16 protein-coding genes are annotated in these 15,986 nt (G+C 70.8%); 6 read left to right on the forward strand and 10 right to left on the reverse strand.

Features of this window, described 5'->3' with window-relative positions:
• Both AWB92_RS08605 and AWB92_RS08610 read right to left on the reverse strand, forming a co-directional pair.
• Positions 1 to 599: PE family protein (locus AWB92_RS08605; RefSeq protein ID WP_142282006.1), on the reverse strand; the 599-nt coding region annotated here is incomplete at its 3' end.
• A 122-nt stretch (positions 600 to 721) separates the two neighbouring features.
• The gene (locus AWB92_RS08610) at positions 722 to 1,747 is read right to left on the reverse strand and encodes a methionine synthase (protein WP_085184957.1); all 1,026 of its coding nucleotides are present in this window, start codon (positions 1,745 to 1,747) and stop codon (positions 722 to 724) included.
• 86 nt (positions 1,748 to 1,833) lie between these two features.
• Here AWB92_RS08610 and AWB92_RS08615 point away from each other — a divergent pair, with 86 nt between their 5' ends.
• Entirely contained in the window at positions 1,834 to 2,478 is a 645-nt protein-coding gene (locus AWB92_RS08615; RefSeq protein ID WP_173817384.1) for a sensor domain-containing protein, read from the forward strand.
• A 59-nt stretch (positions 2,479 to 2,537) separates the two neighbouring features.
• On the opposite strand, the gene AWB92_RS08620 is transcribed toward AWB92_RS08615, so the two are convergent.
• From AWB92_RS08620 to AWB92_RS08650, 7 genes are all read right to left on the reverse strand, one after another.
• On the reverse strand, positions 2,538 to 2,822 hold the full coding sequence (locus AWB92_RS08620; protein ID WP_085184958.1) for a DUF4190 domain-containing protein: 285 nt from the start codon (positions 2,820 to 2,822) through the stop codon (positions 2,538 to 2,540).
• Between the two features lie 102 nt (positions 2,823 to 2,924).
• Positions 2,925 to 4,001 (reverse strand): tRNA 2-thiouridine(34) synthase MnmA, encoded by a 1,077-nt coding sequence (gene mnmA, locus AWB92_RS08625; protein WP_085184959.1) that lies wholly within the window; start codon positions 3,999 to 4,001, stop codon positions 2,925 to 2,927.
• Positions 4,002 to 5,204: a cysteine desulfurase family protein gene (locus AWB92_RS08630; protein ID WP_085184960.1), complete on the reverse strand. Its 1,203-nt coding sequence runs from the start codon at positions 5,202 to 5,204 to the stop codon at positions 4,002 to 4,004.
• Between the two features lie 33 nt (positions 5,205 to 5,237).
• A complete protein-coding gene (locus AWB92_RS08635; RefSeq protein WP_085184961.1) occupies positions 5,238 to 6,059 on the reverse strand; it encodes a lysophospholipid acyltransferase family protein in 822 nt (273 codons plus the stop codon).
• Complete coding sequence (locus tag AWB92_RS08640) at positions 6,056 to 6,913, reverse strand: GNAT family N-acyltransferase (RefSeq protein ID WP_085184962.1); 858 nt, start codon at positions 6,911 to 6,913, stop codon at positions 6,056 to 6,058. The genes AWB92_RS08635 and AWB92_RS08640 overlap by 4 nt, the downstream gene beginning before the upstream one ends.
• Positions 6,914 to 7,159: 246 nt before the next feature.
• Positions 7,160 to 8,116, reverse strand: a complete 957-nt coding sequence (locus tag AWB92_RS08645; protein ID WP_085184963.1) for an electron transfer flavoprotein subunit alpha/FixB family protein — start codon at positions 8,114 to 8,116, stop codon at positions 7,160 to 7,162.
• Between the two features lie 40 nt (positions 8,117 to 8,156).
• Positions 8,157 to 8,957 (reverse strand): electron transfer flavoprotein subunit beta/FixA family protein, encoded by an 801-nt coding sequence (locus tag AWB92_RS08650; RefSeq protein ID WP_068100173.1) that lies wholly within the window; start codon positions 8,955 to 8,957, stop codon positions 8,157 to 8,159.
• 227 nt (positions 8,958 to 9,184) lie between these two features.
• Here AWB92_RS08650 and AWB92_RS08655 point away from each other — a divergent pair, with 227 nt between their 5' ends.
• From AWB92_RS08655 to AWB92_RS08670, 4 genes are all read left to right on the forward strand, one after another.
• A complete protein-coding gene (locus AWB92_RS08655) occupies positions 9,185 to 10,003 on the forward strand; it encodes a class I SAM-dependent methyltransferase (protein ID WP_085184964.1) in 819 nt (272 codons plus the stop codon).
• Positions 10,004 to 10,023: 20 nt separating this feature from the next.
• The gene (locus AWB92_RS08660) at positions 10,024 to 11,586 is read left to right on the forward strand and encodes a glycoside hydrolase family 57 protein (RefSeq protein ID WP_085184965.1); all 1,563 of its coding nucleotides are present in this window, start codon (positions 10,024 to 10,026) and stop codon (positions 11,584 to 11,586) included.
• Positions 11,587 to 11,680: 94 nt separating this feature from the next.
• Complete coding sequence (locus tag AWB92_RS08665) at positions 11,681 to 12,925, forward strand: glycosyltransferase family 4 protein (RefSeq protein WP_085184966.1); 1,245 nt, start codon at positions 11,681 to 11,683, stop codon at positions 12,923 to 12,925.
• A gap of 10 nt (positions 12,926 to 12,935) precedes the next feature.
• Positions 12,936 to 14,291, forward strand: coding sequence for a TIGR01777 family oxidoreductase (locus AWB92_RS08670; protein ID WP_085184967.1), 1,356 nt, complete (start codon positions 12,936 to 12,938; stop codon positions 14,289 to 14,291).
• Positions 14,292 to 14,300: 9 nt separating this feature from the next.
• Here AWB92_RS08670 and AWB92_RS08675 read toward each other — a convergent pair whose 3' ends face one another.
• Complete coding sequence (locus AWB92_RS08675) at positions 14,301 to 14,975, reverse strand: phosphodiesterase (RefSeq protein ID WP_085184968.1); 675 nt, start codon at positions 14,973 to 14,975, stop codon at positions 14,301 to 14,303.
• Positions 14,976 to 15,326: 351 nt separating this feature from the next.
• Here AWB92_RS08675 and AWB92_RS08680 point away from each other — a divergent pair, with 351 nt between their 5' ends.
• Positions 15,327 to 15,764: an STAS domain-containing protein gene (locus AWB92_RS08680; RefSeq protein ID WP_085185153.1), complete on the forward strand. Its 438-nt coding sequence runs from the start codon at positions 15,327 to 15,329 to the stop codon at positions 15,762 to 15,764.
• The last annotated feature ends 222 nt before the right edge of the window (positions 15,765 to 15,986 follow it).

Here is a 15,986-nt window from a genome sequence, read left to right on the forward strand (position 1 = left end):
CCGCTCCCCCACAGCAGCCCGCCGGCCCCACCGGCACCACCCGTAGTGATCGCGGTCGCACCCGACCCGTTTCCACCGGCCCCACCGGCGCCACCGGTGCCGAACAGGCCGGCGGCGCCACCCGCGCCGCCGTTCTGACCCGTTCCGCCCGATCCGCCGGCCCCACCGTCACCGAGCAACCACCCGCCGGCCCCGCCGGGCGCGCCGGTGCCCGGCGCCCCGTTGGCGCCGTTGCCGATCAGCGGGCGCCCGGTGAACTGAAGGAATGGCGCGTTGATCTGGTTGAGGATGTCCTGCGCCGTCGGAACGGCGGCGGCGTTGGCGGCCTCGGTGCTGAGATATGTCGCCGCGCCACCGTTTAACAGGCCGACGAACTCGTCATGAAACGCCGTGGCCTGATTGGCGAGCGCCTGGAAATCCAGGGCGTGCGAGTTGAAAAGCGCCGCGATCGCTCCCGATACCTCGTCGGCGGCCGCAGCGGTGATCCCGGTGGTGGACGCGGCCGCCGCGGACTGCGCCGCGCTCAATGTCGAGCCGATATTCGCCAGATCCCCGGCCGCCGCCGTCACAAACTCCGGCGCCACAACGACAAACGACATGCCCGTGCCCCTTCAAGTCGACCGAACCGATGCCGGCCCCAACTCCGGGACACAGGCGCGAACTAAGATTAACGGGCCCGTCAATTAATCCCAGCGCTTTTGGATAAAGTTCTTTAAACGAGCTAAATGGCGTCCGGATCCTCGGCGAACGCCTCGGCGGCCTTGCGGGCGAGCTCGATCGCGGTCCGGGCCCACGCCGGCGTGGCGTCCGCCAGGCCGCACGCCGGGGTCACGCCGATGCGCTCGCGCAGCGCCGAGCGGCCGAATCCGAGCCGATCGGTCACCGCGACGACGGCGGTGGCCACCTCCTCGAACGACGGCCGCTTGGGCGGCGCCGCCACCGGAATCACGCCCAATGCGACGGTGCGGCCCGACTCCACGAAGGCCGCGATGCCGTCCAGGTCCTCGGCGCGCAGCGTGCCGGCGTCCACGGATACGCCACCAATCCCGCTGCGCTGCAACAGATCCCACGGCAACGCCGGCGCGCAGCTGTGCAGCAGCACGGCCGCGCCGACGGTCGCGGCGCACGCGTCGAGCAGTCCCAGGGCAACGGCCTCGTCGAGCGGGGCCACCGGGCTCAGCGACGTCACCCCGCTCAGCTGCCCGCCCAACGCCGCCGGCAGCGACGGCTCGTCGAACTGCACCACCACCGGCGTATCGAGGCGCCGGGCGAGCGAAGCACGGTGCGCCGCAACGCCTTCGGCCAGCGACGCCGCCAGGTCGCGCACGGCACCAGGGTCGGTGATGGCCCGGTGCCCGTTGGCGAGCTCGAGCCCGGCGGCCAGGGTGATCGGCCCGGGGGCCTGCACCTTGACAACGCGCTCACCGCCGCGCAGGCCCGCCGTCTCCCACGCCTCCTCCAGCGCGTCCATGTCCTCGTCGAGCAGGCTGACGGCGCGGCGCGTCACGGCGCCGGGCCGGGCGACGACGCGATAGCCGCGCGGCACCGTGTCGATGGCCACGTCGATGAGCAGCGCGCCGGCCCGCCCGAACAGGTCGGCACCGACTCCGCGGGCGGGCAGCTCGACGATGTGGGCCAGCGCGCCCGCCAACTCACCGACCACCACCTCGGCGGCCTCGCGCGCCGCGGTGCCGGGCCACGATCCGACGCCGCTGCCCGTCGCGAACGGATGCGCCAAAACACTCACCGGCCAACCGTATTCGACGTCGCCCAGCGCGCCGGTCGCGAGGGGTGTTGCGGCGAGGTAGGTTCTAGCCGAGAAGGGTGCAAACGGTGGGGCGTAGAGCGAGGTTCACCAGGCCGCTGCTGTTGGTGGGCGCGGTGTTGCTGGCGGCGGCGTGCACCCGGGTGGTGGGCGGCACCGCCCTCCCGGGATTCGGGCCCGCGGCCAAGGGCGTCCAGGGCGTCAACGTCGACACGATCCTGCTGGACCAGTCACGGATGCGGGCCATCACCGGCGCGGGCGAGCACCTGACGATCATCCCCTCGATGGACGGCACCCGCCCGGTGGACATCGACGCGCTCGCCGAGGCCACGCCCGCCGAATGCCGGTTCCTCTATGCCGAGACGGCGACCTTTGGCCCCGACATCGAGGAGTTCCACAAGACCACCTTCCAGGACCCGCCCGACGGGGCGCTGATCTCCGAGGGCGCCGCCGCCTACCAGGACGTCGACACCGCGCGACGGGCGTTCAGCGCCCTGGTCGGCGCCGTCCGCGGCTGTGCGGGCGGCTCGGCGGGCGAGTCGTTGGTCGGCGGTTGGAAAGCCGATGCAACATCGCTGCACCTCGGACCCGGCGGGTGCGGCCGCGACTACCGGGTGCTGAAGGTGGCCATGGTGGAGGTCACTTCCTGCGGCTTCGCGCAATCGGTGTCGGACATCGTGATGACGAACATCGCGGCCAACATTCCGGGCTAGTGGCGATCGCAAGCGCGGCGTAGCCGGGCGCAGCGGGTCGCCACCATCCCGGCGGGGCGTCACCAGTGCGCCGTCGCCATCAGCTCGAAGTTGGGGTGGCCGAACTTGACCCACATCGCCACGTGCAGGGCCGTCATGGCCGCCGAGACCGCCAGGGCCGCGATCGCCAACCCGAAGCCGTTCTGCCCGCGGTGCTTGACCTGGTGCAGCGCGACCACCGCAAAGATGCTGCTCAGCAGTGGGCTGCCGTACATGCCCATAAGGCTCAGCACGAACGCCGCGATAGCCAAGGCGTTGGTCTGGACGGACGATTCCTCACGGGCCGCGACTCGCTGTGTGCTCATGTCTGCTCCTTTCCTGGCTGTCACGGAAAGGATCGGAAACCGCCCTTGGCGGATCCTTGATGAATCCTTGAGGCGCTCAGCCCGGGCGCTCAGCGCGCGGAATCAGCGTGACGTGCCGGCGATCGTGGCGCTGCCCAGCACCTCGTCGCCGTCGGGATCCGGGCGGTACAGCACCAGCGTCTGCCCGGGTGCCACGCCCCGCAGCGGAACCCGCAGCCGGACGACGAGCTCGTCGCCGACCAGTTCGGCGACGGCGCCGACCGTCTCGCCGTGCGCCCGGACCTGGACCACGCACTCGACGGGCCCGTCCAGCGGGGCTCCCGCAGTGAGCACCGGCGACCGCCCGAGCAGGCCGCGCACGTCGAGGTCGGCGGCCTCCCCGACCTCGACCGTCCCCGTGTCGGCGTCGATCGACGTCACATAGCGCGGGCGGCCGTCGGGTCCCGGACCGGCGATGCCCAGCCCCTTGCGTTGCCCGATGGTGAACCCGTGCACCCCGTCGTGGGTGGCCAGCACCGCCCCGTCGGCGGTGACGACGGCGCCGCGGCGCACCCCGATGCGCTCCCCCAGGAAGGCCCGGGTGTCCCCGGACGGGATGAAACAGATGTCGTGACTGTCCGGCTTGTCCGCGACGGCCAACCCGCGCCGGGCCGCCTCGGCCCGGATTTCGGGCTTGGGGGTGTCCCCGATCGGGAACGCCGCGTGCCGCAACTGCTCGGCGGTCAGCACGGCCAGCACGTAGGACTGGTCCTTGTCCCGGTCGACGGCGCGGCGCAGCCGCCCGCCGGACAGCCGGGCGTAGTGGCCGGTGGCCACCGTGTCGAAGCCCAGCGCGACGGCCTTCGCCGACAGCGCCGAGAACTTGATCCGCTGATTACACCGCACGCACGGGTTCGGGGTCTCGCCGCGCGCGTACGAATCGACGAAGTCGTCGATCACGTCCGCTTTGAACCTCTCCGCGAAATCCCATACGTAGAAAGGGATTCCGAGCACGTCGGCGACGCGGCGCGCATCGGAGGCGTCTTCCTTCGAACAGCAGCCGCGCGAACCGGTGCGCAGCGTGCCGGGCGCCGAGGACAGCGCCAGGTGCACGCCGACCACGTCATGCCCGGCGTCGACCATGCGGGCGGCGGCGACGGACGAATCGACGCCGCCACTCATCGCGGCGAGGACCTTCACTTACGGCGCCCCCGCGGCGGCCAGCGCGGCCCGCCGAGCTCGGTCCACGGCGCCGGGCAGCACCCGCAGCACCGCATCCACGTCGGCGTCAACGCTGGTGTGCCCCAACGAGAGTCGTAACGACCCTCGTGCGCTCGCCGGGTCGGCGCCCATCGCGACCAGTACGTGCGACGGCTGCGCCACACCGGCGGTGCAGGCCGAGCCGGTCGAGCACTCGATCCCGTTGGCGTCCAACAGCATCAACAGCGCGTCGCCCTCGCAGCCGCGGAAGGTGAAGTGCGCGTTGCCGGGCAGCCGCTGGGGGTACCTCCCGCTTGCGGGGGACGGGTCGCGGGCGCCGTTGAGGCTGACGTCGTCGATGCCGGCCAGGACGCCCTCGACCAGGCGATCGCGCAACACCCGCAGCCGCGCGCTGTTCGGCTCGAGGCCGTCCACCGCGATCCGGGCCGCCGCCGCCATGCCGACGGCGCCGGCGACATCCGGTGTGCCGGAACGGATGTCGCGCTCCTGTCCACCGCCGTGCGACAGCGGCACGCAGGCGACGTCGCGGCGCAGCAGCAGCGCCCCCACGGCGGGCGGACCACCGAACTTGTGCGCCGTCACGCTCATCGCCGAGAGACCGCTGGCCGCGAAGTCGACGGGCAACTGCCCCACCGCCTGAACGGCGTCGCTGTGCATCGGGACGCCGAATTCGGCTGCGACGGCCGCGAGTTCGGCGACCGGCATCACGGTGCCGACCTCGTTGTTGGCCCACATCACCGACACCAGGGCGACGTCATTGTGGCTCCGCAGCGCCTCGCGCAGCACGGCCGCCGACACCGACCCGTCCGCGGCGGTGGGCAGCCAGGTCACCTCGGCGCCCTCGTGCTCGACGAGCCAGTTCACCGAGTCCAGCACCGCGTGGTGTTCCACCTCGCTGGCGATGATGCGCCGGCGCGACGGTTCGGCGCCGCGGCGGGCCCAATAGATGCCCTTGACGGCCAGGTTGTCGCTCTCGGTGCCGCCCGCGGTGAAGATGACCTCAGAGGGGCGCGCGCCCAGTTTGGCGGCGATCAGCTCCCGGGATTCCTCGATGCGCCGCCGCGCCGCCCGCCCGCTGGTGTGCAGCGAGGACGCGTTGCCGACGGTGCCGAGCGCGGCCATCATCGCCTCGATGGCGGCGGGGTGCATCGGGGTGGTGGCGGCGTGGTCGAGATAAACCATGACGCGCCCCACGATACCTGCAGGTCTGTGTGGCTAACCCACCAGCACGTGGCGGCGCCGGGGGCGCTGCGGCACTCCCACACCGACCGCCGACTCGCAGCGGCGGGCCAGCGCCCGCCGGTCGGTGCCCGGCAGCTGCAGGGATTCGACGTGAACGTGCGCCAAGGTGCGGCGCACGGCCAGCAACCGGCACATCGAGCGCCACAGGGTGTCGTCACCCACGAAGGCGGGAGCGGTCGAAACGCCGCCGTCGACGTGGTGGTAGGTCAACCGGAGCGGCTGCACCGGGCGGCCGGCATCGATCGCGGCCTGGAACATCGCCGGGTAGAACGAGCCACAGGCCACCCCGCACCACGTGGTGCCCTCCGGGAATGCCACCACGGTCTGCCCCGCGCGCAGCCGCCGTGCGGCCGTTTCGACCACCCAGGGCAGCCGCCGCAGGTTGGCCCGCTCGATGGGAATGATCTTGAGCAGGCGCACCGCGAGCTCACCGAACAAATCGGCGCGGGCCACGAACGAGCCGGGCAACACCGAGCCGATGGCAAACACGTCCAGCCAGGACATGTGGGGGCTGACCACGAGGACCCCACGCAGGTTGCGGATCGGACTGCCAGACACGCTGATCCGGACACCGAAGCAGCGCAGCAGCACCCGGCAGCAGAACCGTTGCACCCGCATCTGGCCCGGCAGCGGCACCAGCGCCAGCGGCACCACCGCCGCCAACAGCAGCGCCAGCATGACCCGAAGCGTCACCCGCAGCACCACCCGCCACCGCGACGACGCGGGGCCGACCCGCACACAGCTGCTGTCGCACGTCGCGCGGGGCAGCCAGGCGTGGGCGGCGGGGGCGTTCACTGCGCGCCGCCCACCATTTCGGAAGCCGCCGACACCGATCGCAGCCGCTTGAGATATCGGGTATCGGCGCGTCGCTTGTCCAGCAGGACGCAGAAGTCGCCGACACCGAAGTCCGGGTCGTGCGCGGGCTCGCCGCAGACCTGGGCGCCCAGCCTCAGGTAGCCGCGCATCAGCGGCGGCACCGAGGGCCGCGGCGGCGCGGGGATGTCGTCGAGGGCGCGCCCGGCCACCCGGACGGGGCGGTGGGGATGCACCCGGTACTGTGGCGGCGCGGCGTGGCGGTTCAGGATGAAGTCGCGCACCCCGCGCAGTTGGCTGCCGGGAGCCTGAACATCCGCCCCGTCCAACGCGCTATTAACGGGCACCGACACGCAGCCGGTCACATAGTCGTAGCCGTAGCGATCCAGGTAGGCCAGGATGCCCGCCCACATCAGCAGGACGACGCCACCGTTGCGGTGACCGTCGCGAACCACCGCGCGTCCCATCTCCACCAACGACGGCCGCAGCGGGTCGAAGGCGCGAACGTCGAATTCCGTTGCGGTGTAAAGCCCTCCGGCCGCGATGGCTCCGGTGGGCGCCAGCATCCGGTAGCAACCCACCAGCTCGCCGGTGTCGTCGTCGCGCACCAGCAGGTGATCGCAGTATTCGTCGAACCTGTCGACGTCGAGGCCCTCGGCACCGGCGGTCGGCAGGGCGAAACCCGGCGTGCTGGTGAATACGTCGTACCGGAGCCGCTGCGCCGCCTCGATCAAAGTGGGATCGGTGGACAGCAACAGCGAATAGCGCGGCCCGGCCGAGCTGGTCGCCGTGCCGTCCGGCGCGTCGGCGGCTATCAGGACAGAAGCAATGCTCATGGGAAACAACGTGGCGCAACCGATGAGCTAGTCGGCATCGACGCTGTGACGTGTCGGTGCACGTCAGATGACGAAATATCGCGAAATTTCGCCCTAATTGACCGCGCGGTTAACGGATGCAGGACCGCCGGTGCCGCCGCAGCGGCACGAATTACTCGTCACCGCAAGCGAAACGCTGGGCGTCATCCCGGGATCGCTTGCCGCGCTTAGGTTCTCGGCCGGGGATGGACCCGGCCGCGGGCGAAATCAGCCCTTTCGCGCCTTGATCGCGTCGGTCAGCTGCGGGGCGACCTTGAACAGGTCGCCCACCACGCCGTAGTCGGCGATCTCGAAGATCGGTGCCTCTTCGTCCTTGTTGACCGCGACGATGGTCTTCGAGGTCTGCATGCCCGCGCGGTGCTGGATCGCCCCGGAGATGCCCAGCGCGATGTAGAGCTGCGGCGACACCGTCTTGCCGGTCTGGCCGACCTGGAACTGGCCCGGGTAGTAGCCGGAGTCGACCGCGGCGCGCGACGCGCCGACGGCGGCACCCAGCGAGTCGGCCAGCGCCTCGACCACGCTGAAGTTCTCCGCGCTGCCGACGCCGCGACCGCCGGAGACCACGATGGTGGCCTCCGTCAGCTCGGGGCGGTCACCGGCGACCGCGGGCTCGCGAGAGGTGACCTTGGTGGCGTTCTCCGCGGGCGCGGGCACCTCGACGGTGACCTCTTCACCGGCGCCGGCCTGCGGCTCGGCGTCCACCGCACCGGCGCGGACCGTGATGATCGGGGTGTCGCCGTTGGCCTGCGCCTCGACGGTGAACGCGCCACCGAAGATGGAGTAGGTGGCCTTGTTGCCTTCCTTGACCTCGACCACGTCGACCAGCAGGCCGGAGCCGAGCCGGGCCGCGAGCCGGCCTGCGATCTCCTTGCCGTCGGCGTTGGCGGCCAGCAGCACGGCCGCGGGCGAGCTGGATTCGGCAATCGACGCCAGCACGTCGATGACCGGGGTGAGCAGGTACTTGTCGACGTCGTCGGATTCGGCGATGTAGATCTTGGCGGCGCCGGCCTCCTTCAGGCCGTCTACCAGCGGCGCCGCCGTGCCCGGCGCGCCGACCACGACGGCGGAGGGCTCGCCCAGCGCGCGGGCGGCGGTGATCAGTTCGGACGTGACCTTCTTCAGCGCGCCTTCGGCGTGCTCGACCAACACCAGTACTTCAGCCATGGGTTATTTCGCTCTTCTCGTCTGTGGTTTCGTGCTCGTGCTAGATGATCTTCTGGGCGACCAGGTACTGCGCGACCTGGTTGCCGCCCTCGCCCTCGTCGGTGACCTTCTCGCCCGCGGTCTTCGGCGGCTTCGGCGTCGACGACAGCACGGTCGAGCCGGCGTTGGCCAGGCCAACCTCGTCGCTCTCGACGCCGATCTCGGCCAGGGTCAGCACCGTGACCTCTTTCTTCTTGGCGGCCATGATGCCCTTGAAGGACGGGAAGCGCGGCTCGTTGATCTTCTCCGTCACGCTGACCACCGCGGGCAGTGTGGCCTCGAGCGTGAACACGCCGTCGTCGGTCTCCCGTTCGCCGGTGACCTTGCCGCCCTCGATGGACAGCTTGCGCAGGTGGGTCAGCTGCGGCAGGCCGAGGTACTCGGCGATGACGGCCGGCACCGCGCCGCCCGTGCCGTCGGTGGCCTCGTTGCCCGCGATGACGAGCTCGGTGCCCTCGATGGTGCCCAGCGCGCGCGCCAGTGCCCAGGCGGTCTGGATCAAGTCCGAGCCGTGCATGCCGTCGTCCTTGAGGTGGACGGCCTTGTCGGCGCCCATCGACAGGGCCTTGCGGATCGCCTCGGTGGCCCGCTCGGGCCCGGCGGTCAGCACGGTCACCGACCCGTCGACGCCGTCGGCGGTTTCCTTCTCCCTGATCTGCAGCGCCTCTTCCACGGCGCGCTCGTTGATCTCGTCCAGCACCGCGTCGGCGGCCTCGCGGTCCAGCGTGTAATCGCCGTCGGTGAGCTTGCGCTCCGACCAGGTGTCTGGGACCTGCTTGATCAGGACCACGATGTTCGTCATGAGTCTGGTTCGTCCTCCTCGAAGGGGTCACACAGCGCTCGACTGCGGACCTCGGCCACGCACATTAAAGACTGCACCTCGTGTTACCGGCGGGTAACTTTGTGCGGTCTGCTCTCACACCATAGCGGGTCGTAGTGCAGGTTCTTTCGGCCCGTCTGTCCCTTCCGGCCGGGGTGCCCGCTTGGCCGGTTCGCGAATCGGACACTTCGCGTTAGCCTGCCTATTCAATGAGCGCATTCCTCCCCGACGTCCCCTCGGACGCGTCCGCTCCGCAGGCGTCGGCCCCTGCAGCGGCCGACGCGGTGTTGACGCTGACGGGCGAGCGCACCATCCCGGACCTGGACATCGAGAACTACTGGTTTCGCCGGCATCAGGTCGTCTACCAGCGGCTTGCGCCGCGCTGCGCGGGCCGGGAGGTGCTCGAGGCGGGTTGCGGCGAGGGCTACGGCGCCGACCTGATCGCGGCCGTCGCGCGCAGCGTCGTCGCGGTGGACTACGACGCGGCCGCGGTGGCCCACGTCCGCAACCGCTACCCCCGCGTCGAGGTCATGCAGGCCAACCTCGCGGAGCTGCCGCTGCCCGACGCGTCGATGGATGTTGTGGTGAACTTCCAAGTCATCGAGCACCTGTGGGATCAGCCACAATTCGTCGCCGAGTGCGCCCGGGTGCTGCGGCCTTCGGGGCTGCTGATGGTGTCCACCCCCAACCGGATCACGTTCTCACCCGGGCGCGACACCCCGGTCAACCCGTTCCACACCCGCGAACTCAACGCCGACGAGCTGACCGAGCTGCTCGTCGACGCGGGCTTCCGCGATGTCGCGGTCTGCGGGCTGTTTCACGGCCCGCGCCTGCGCGAGATGGACGCGCGCCACGGCGGGTCGATCATCGACGCGCAGATCCGACGGGCGGTTGCAGACGCGCCGTGGCCGCCCGAACTGGCCGCCGATGTCGCCGCGGTCAGCTGCGACGACTTCGACCTCCTCGACGCCGGCGACCGCGACATAGATGAAAGCCTGGACCTGATCGCGATCGCGGTGCGGCCGTGAGCGCCCCGCACGTTCCCGGCATGTTCACGCTGGTGCTGCACACCCACCTGCCGTGGCTGGCCCACCACGGCCGCTGGCCGGTCGGCGAGGAATGGCTCTACCAGTCCTGGGCGGCGGCCTACCTGCCGCTGCTGCGGGTGCTGCGCACGCTGGCCGACGAGGATCGCCACCGCCTCGTCACGCTGGGCGTCACGCCGGTGGTCAACGCCCAGCTCGACGACCCGTACTGCCTCGACGGCATGCATCACTGGCTCGCGAACTGGCGGCTGCGGGCAACCGAAGCCGCCAGCGTGCGCACGGCCCGCGGCTCGAAGTCGGCGGACTACCAATCCTGCACACCGGAAGCGTTGCGGGCCTTCGGAATTCGCGAATGCGCCGAAGCGGACCAGGCGCTGGACGACTATGCCACCCTCTGGCGGCACGGCGCCAGCCCGCTGCTGCGCGCCCTTATCGACGCGGGCACGGTGGAGTTGCTCGGCGGCCCGCTGGCCCACCCGTTCCAGCCACTGCTGAACCCGCGGCTGCGCGAGTTCGCGCTGCGCGAGGGCCTCGCCGATGCGCAGCAGCGGCTGGCACACCTCCCGACCGGCATCTGGGCGCCCGAGTGTGCCTACGCCCCCGGCATGGAACACGACTACGCCGCCGCCGGGGTCACGCACTTCATGGTCGACGGCCCGTCACTGCACGGCGACACCGCCCTGGGCCGGCCCGTCGGCGACACCGACGTGGTCGCGTTCGGGCGCGACCTGCAGGTCAGCTACCGGGTGTGGTCGCCGAAATCCGGCTACCCCGGCCACGCCGCCTACCGCGACTTCCACACCTACGACCACCTGACCGGGCTCAAGCCGGCCCGGGTCACCGGGCGCAACGTGCCGTCGGAAGGCAAGGCGCCCTACGATCCCGAGCGCGCCGACCGCGCGGTCGACGCCCACGTCGCCGACTTCGTCGACGTGGTCCGCAGCCGGCTGTGCAGCGAGTCCGAGCGCATCGGGCGCCCCGCCCACGTCGTCGCCGCCTTCGACACCGAGCTGTTCGGACACTGGTGGTACGAGGGCCCGACATGGCTGGCGCGCGTGCTGCGGGCCCTGCCCGCCGCCGGCGTGCGCGTCGGCACGCTGCACGACGCGATCGACGGCGGATTCGTCGGCGACGCGGTCGCGCTGCCGCCGAGCTCGTGGGGCTCGGGCAAGGACTGGCAGGTGTGGGCCGGCGAGAAGGTGGCCGACCTGGTGCAGCTCAACAACGAGGTGGTCGACACGGCGCTGAGCACGGTCGACAAGGCCTTGTCACAAACGGGGTCGCAGCCGGCGTCGCTGGACGGGCCACTCCCCCGCGATCACGTCGCCGACCAGATCCTGCGCGAGACCCTGCTCACCGTGTCCAGCGACTGGCCGTTCATGGTCAGCAAGGACTCGGCCGCCGACTACGCCCGCTACCGCGCGCACCTGCACGCGCACGCCACCCGCGAGATCGCCGGCGCGCTGGCGTCGGGCCGGCGCGACACCGCGCAGCGGCTGGCCGACGGCTGGAACCGCGCCGACGGCCTGTTCGGCGCCCTGGATGCGCGTAGGCTGCCCCGGTGAAGATCGCTTCCCGTCGCGAGCGCGCGTGTCTGTACGACGACACGCCGTTGCAGCCGACATTTTGCGGACCGTCGCGGCGGAGGTATGCAATCGCGTGAAGATCCTGATGGTGTCGTGGGAATACCCGCCGGTGGTGATCGGCGGGCTGGGGCGGCACGTGCATCACCTCTCGACCGCGCTGGCCGCCGCCGGCCACGACGTCGTCGTCCTGTCGCGCCGGCCGACGGGCACCGATCCCAGCACCCACCCGTCCTGCGACGAGATCAGCGAGGGCGTCCGGGTCATCGCGGCCGCACACGACCCGCACGAATTCACGTTCAGCAACGACATGATGGCCTGGACCCTGGCGATGGGTCACTCGATGATCCGCGCCGGGCTGTCGCTCAAGAAATACGGCAGCGACCGCCCGTGGCGTCCCGACGTCGTGCACGCGCACGACTGGCTGGTCGCCCACCCGGCCGTAGCCCTTGCCCAGTTCTACGACGCGCCAATAGTTTCCACGATTCACGCGACCGAGGCCGGCCGGCATTCGGGCTGGGTCAGCGGCGCGATCAGCCGACAGGTGCACGCGGTCGAGTCGTGGCTGGTGCGCGAATCCGATTCGCTGATCACGTGTTCGGCGTCGATGGCCGACGAGATCACCGAGCTGTTCGGTCCCGGCCTGGCCGAGATCACGGTGATCCGCAACGGCATTGACGCGGCGCGCTGGCCCTTCGCGCCCCGCCGGCCGCGCACCGGCCCGGCCGAGCTGCTCTATCTCGGGCGCCTGGAGTACGAGAAGGGCGTGCACGACGCGATCGCGGCGCTGCCGCGGATCCGGCGCAGCCACCCGGGCACCACCCTGACCATCGCCGGGGAGGGCACCCAGCAGGACTGGCTGATCGAGCAGGCGCGTAAACACCGGGTGCTCAAGGCGATCCGCTTCGTCGGACACCTCGAGCACGCCGAGCTGCTCGCGCTGCTGCATCGTGCCGACGCGGCGGTGCTGCCCAGCCACTACGAGCCGTTCGGCCTCGTCGCCCTTGAGGCCGCGGCGGCCGGCACTCCGCTGGTGACCTCGAACATCGGCGGCCTCGGCGAGGCCGTGATCAACGGCCAGACCGGGGTGTCCTTCCCACCCCGCGACGTGGCGGCGCTGGCCACGGCCGTCCGCACCGTGCTCGACGATCCCGACGCCGCGCAGCGGCGGGCCCGCGCGGCCCGCGAACGGCTCACCTCCGACTTCGACTGGCGGACGGTGGCAAAGGAGACCGCGCAGGTCTACCTGGCGGCCAAGCGCGGCGAGCGGCAGCCGCAGCCGCGCCTGCCCATCGTGCAGCACGCACTGCCGGACCGCTAACGTTCGAGCGATGGGGCTGCAGTATTCGAGCGTCGTCGACGCACCGCGCGACGAGGTGTTCGCCTGGCACGCCAGGCCGGGTGCCTTCAACCGGCTCTCGCCGCCGTGGCAGCCCATGCGCATCCTCACCGAGGCCGACTCGCTCGAGAACGGGCGCGCCACGCTCGCGCTGCCCGGGGGGCTGCGCTGGGTGGCCCAGCACCAAGCCGACTCCTATGATCCGCCAAGGCGATTCGTCGACGGCATCGGCGGCGGCGGGCCGGCGGCCCTGCCGGCGCGGATCGCGGTGCGGTGGCGACACACCCACGACTTCGAGGATGTCGGCGGCAACCGCACCAGGGTCATCGACCGGGTCGACACGCCGGTGCCGGGGTCGTTGCTGCGTCCCATGTTCGCCTACCGGCACCGCCAGCTGGCCGACGACCTGGCCGCGCACCGACTGGCCCGCGAGGCCGGTCTCGGCGCCGCAACCTTTGCCGTCACGGGGGCGTCGGGGCTGGTCGGTTCGGCACTGACCGCGTTCCTGCGCACGGGCGGCCACCGCGTCATCACGCTGGTCCGCAGGTCTGCCGGCGGCGACGACGAGCGTCGGTGGAATCCCGACGACCCGGATCCGAACCTGCTGGACGGGGTCGACGCGGTGATCCATCTCGCCGGCGCCTCGATCGCCGGCCGGTTCACCGACGCCCACCGGAATGCGATCCGCGACAGCAGGATCGGCCCGACCCGGCGATTGGCCGAATTGGTGGCCCGAACCCACCCCGCGCCCACCGCATTCGTCTCGGCTTCGGCGATCGGGTACTACGGCTACGACCGCGGCGACGAATCCCTGACCGAGGACAGCGATCGCGGGGACGGGTTCTTGGCGGACGTCGTCGCCGAGTGGGAGGACGCGACGGCGCCCGCGGAGGCGGCCGGTGCGCGGGTGGTGCGGGTGCGCACCGGCATCGTGCAATCACCCCGCGGCGGCACCCTGAAGTTGATGCGTCCGCTGTTCGGCGCGGGATTGGGCGGACGGCTCGGCGACGGCCGGCAGTGGTTGTCCTGGATCGCGATCGACGACCTGGTCGACGTCTACCACCGCGCGGTGTGGGACACCGGCCTGTCGGGCGCGGTGAATGCCGTTGCGCCGCAACCCGTCCGCAACAGCGAGTACACCCGCACCCTCGCCCATGTCGTGCGCCGGCCGGCGATGCTGCCCGTGCCGTCCCTGGGCCCCCGCCTGCTGTTGGGCGAGCAGGGCGCCCGCGAACTCGCGTGCGCCAGCCAGAAAGTGGTTCCCCACAAGCTCACGGCGGCCGGGCACCGGTTTCGTCAACCCGACCTCGACACCGCGCTGCGGCACCTGCTGGGGCGCGTCCGTTAGTTCACGGCCTCACTCGGCGTCTCTGCCGTCGCGGCTGCGCCGGTAGGCGCGGGCCCGCAGATCGGCGAGCCAATCGGGGTAGAGGCTCACCCCGGGCGCGGTGTTGGTGACCGGATCGAACGACACGTCCGGCTCGGGGTCAAGGACGCCGGTCAAGCTCAGCCGGGCCAGTGGCGTGAAATCGCCTCGGCCGCAAGCCTGGTCAATCGCAAAGTCGATGCCGGTATGGCCGATGGCCTGCTCGACGGTGTCCAGAGACAGTCCAAAGCCGTTGACATCACTCATGATTCGCGCCCTCAGCCACCAGACGCTGCCCTGATAGCGAAAGGGCATCAGGCTAGTCAGCGTCTGGCCGGACCAGGACGTGGTCGGGCGCAGCGCCACGGCCCGGGCCAGCACACCCGAACCCGCCGAGACAAGCAGGATGTCCCACGGCGACGCCGCCACCTGCTGGGGCGCGACGCGGAGCGCCAGGCCGATGAAGTCGGGCAGCACCCCCGGGGTGCCGGCGGCCTTGGAGAGTCGGGCGACGACGTCGGAGGACGGGACGGGCAGCCCGTCGGCCGCGGGGGCGACGCGTTCGAGCGAGCCTTCGGCGAGCACGCCGACCGGATGGAAAAACCGGCGGCCGCGCAGTGCGGACCCCCATTGAAAGGGCTTGGCCAGAAGATCAGAAACGTCCACCGGCGCCGGGTTCCCGTTCTTGCCCGCGAGAAACCCCGGCCGAAAGGCTCCGAAAGCGAACGGGAGGCGGATGCGTCCCGGCCAGAAAACGAATATTCAAGGGAAGTTGCCGCGCCACGTCCCGGGTCCCGCCTGGCCCGCGGGCCGGGCCCGAAAACCCGCACTCCCATTTCGCCACGCCGGGGCGCCGCCGCGGCTAGCATGTAAACCAGGTTGAGTTCACAGCTTCTTTGTCGAGCGCGGTGCACGGCGCACCTGCCGCTCCCCCTCACCAGCCGATTGGTGCACGAGATGACTGCTCACCGTTCCATGGATTTACCCGAGACCAAACAACCCGCCAGCTGCCGATACATGGCCGACTTCGACGGCGCGCGGCTCTACGTTTATGCGCGCAGCCTGGGCACCGTCCTGCGCGTCGATGGCGAGATCGACGCGTCGAATGCCGACCAGTTCGCCCAGGCGATCCGTCGTTTCTCCCGCCTGAAAACCCCGTTGATCCTCGACCTGAGCCAGCTGGATTTTCTGAGCCTTGACGGATTCCGGGCGCTGCTGTCGCTCAACCACGAACATCGCCAGGCGCGGGTGCACTGCAGCGTCGTCGCCGACCGTGCGATGCGCCCGCTGCTGCACATCATCACCGACCACGGGTTGCAGGTGGTGGGGTCGGTGGCCGAAGCCCTCCAGCTCCTCGACGACATCGTCAAGGCCAGGCGCCGGTTGCTCTCGGGCATCGTCGCGGATCGGCGACAACGGCACGACCCGGTGCAACCGGCCGCCATCCCCTCCTGAGGCCATAACCGCGTCCGGCGACGCACCTCACCGCACGGGCTAGCGACTGCGCAGCGCATGTCCGCCAGCACTGGCGTACCGCTCGATCATTCAGTAAGTTAATGTTTCAATAACTTAACTGAGCGGCGTCGAGTGGTTGGCCGTCGCCCGGTGTTTGTTTCGTCACCAGAGGGGTATCAACGCGTGAATCCGAGCCTTTCGAGCCGGCGGCTGGCGGACGTT

It is taken from the genome of Mycobacterium sp. IEC1808, from assembly GCF_002101935.1.
Classification (GTDB): domain Bacteria; phylum Actinomycetota; class Actinomycetes; order Mycobacteriales; family Mycobacteriaceae; genus Mycobacterium.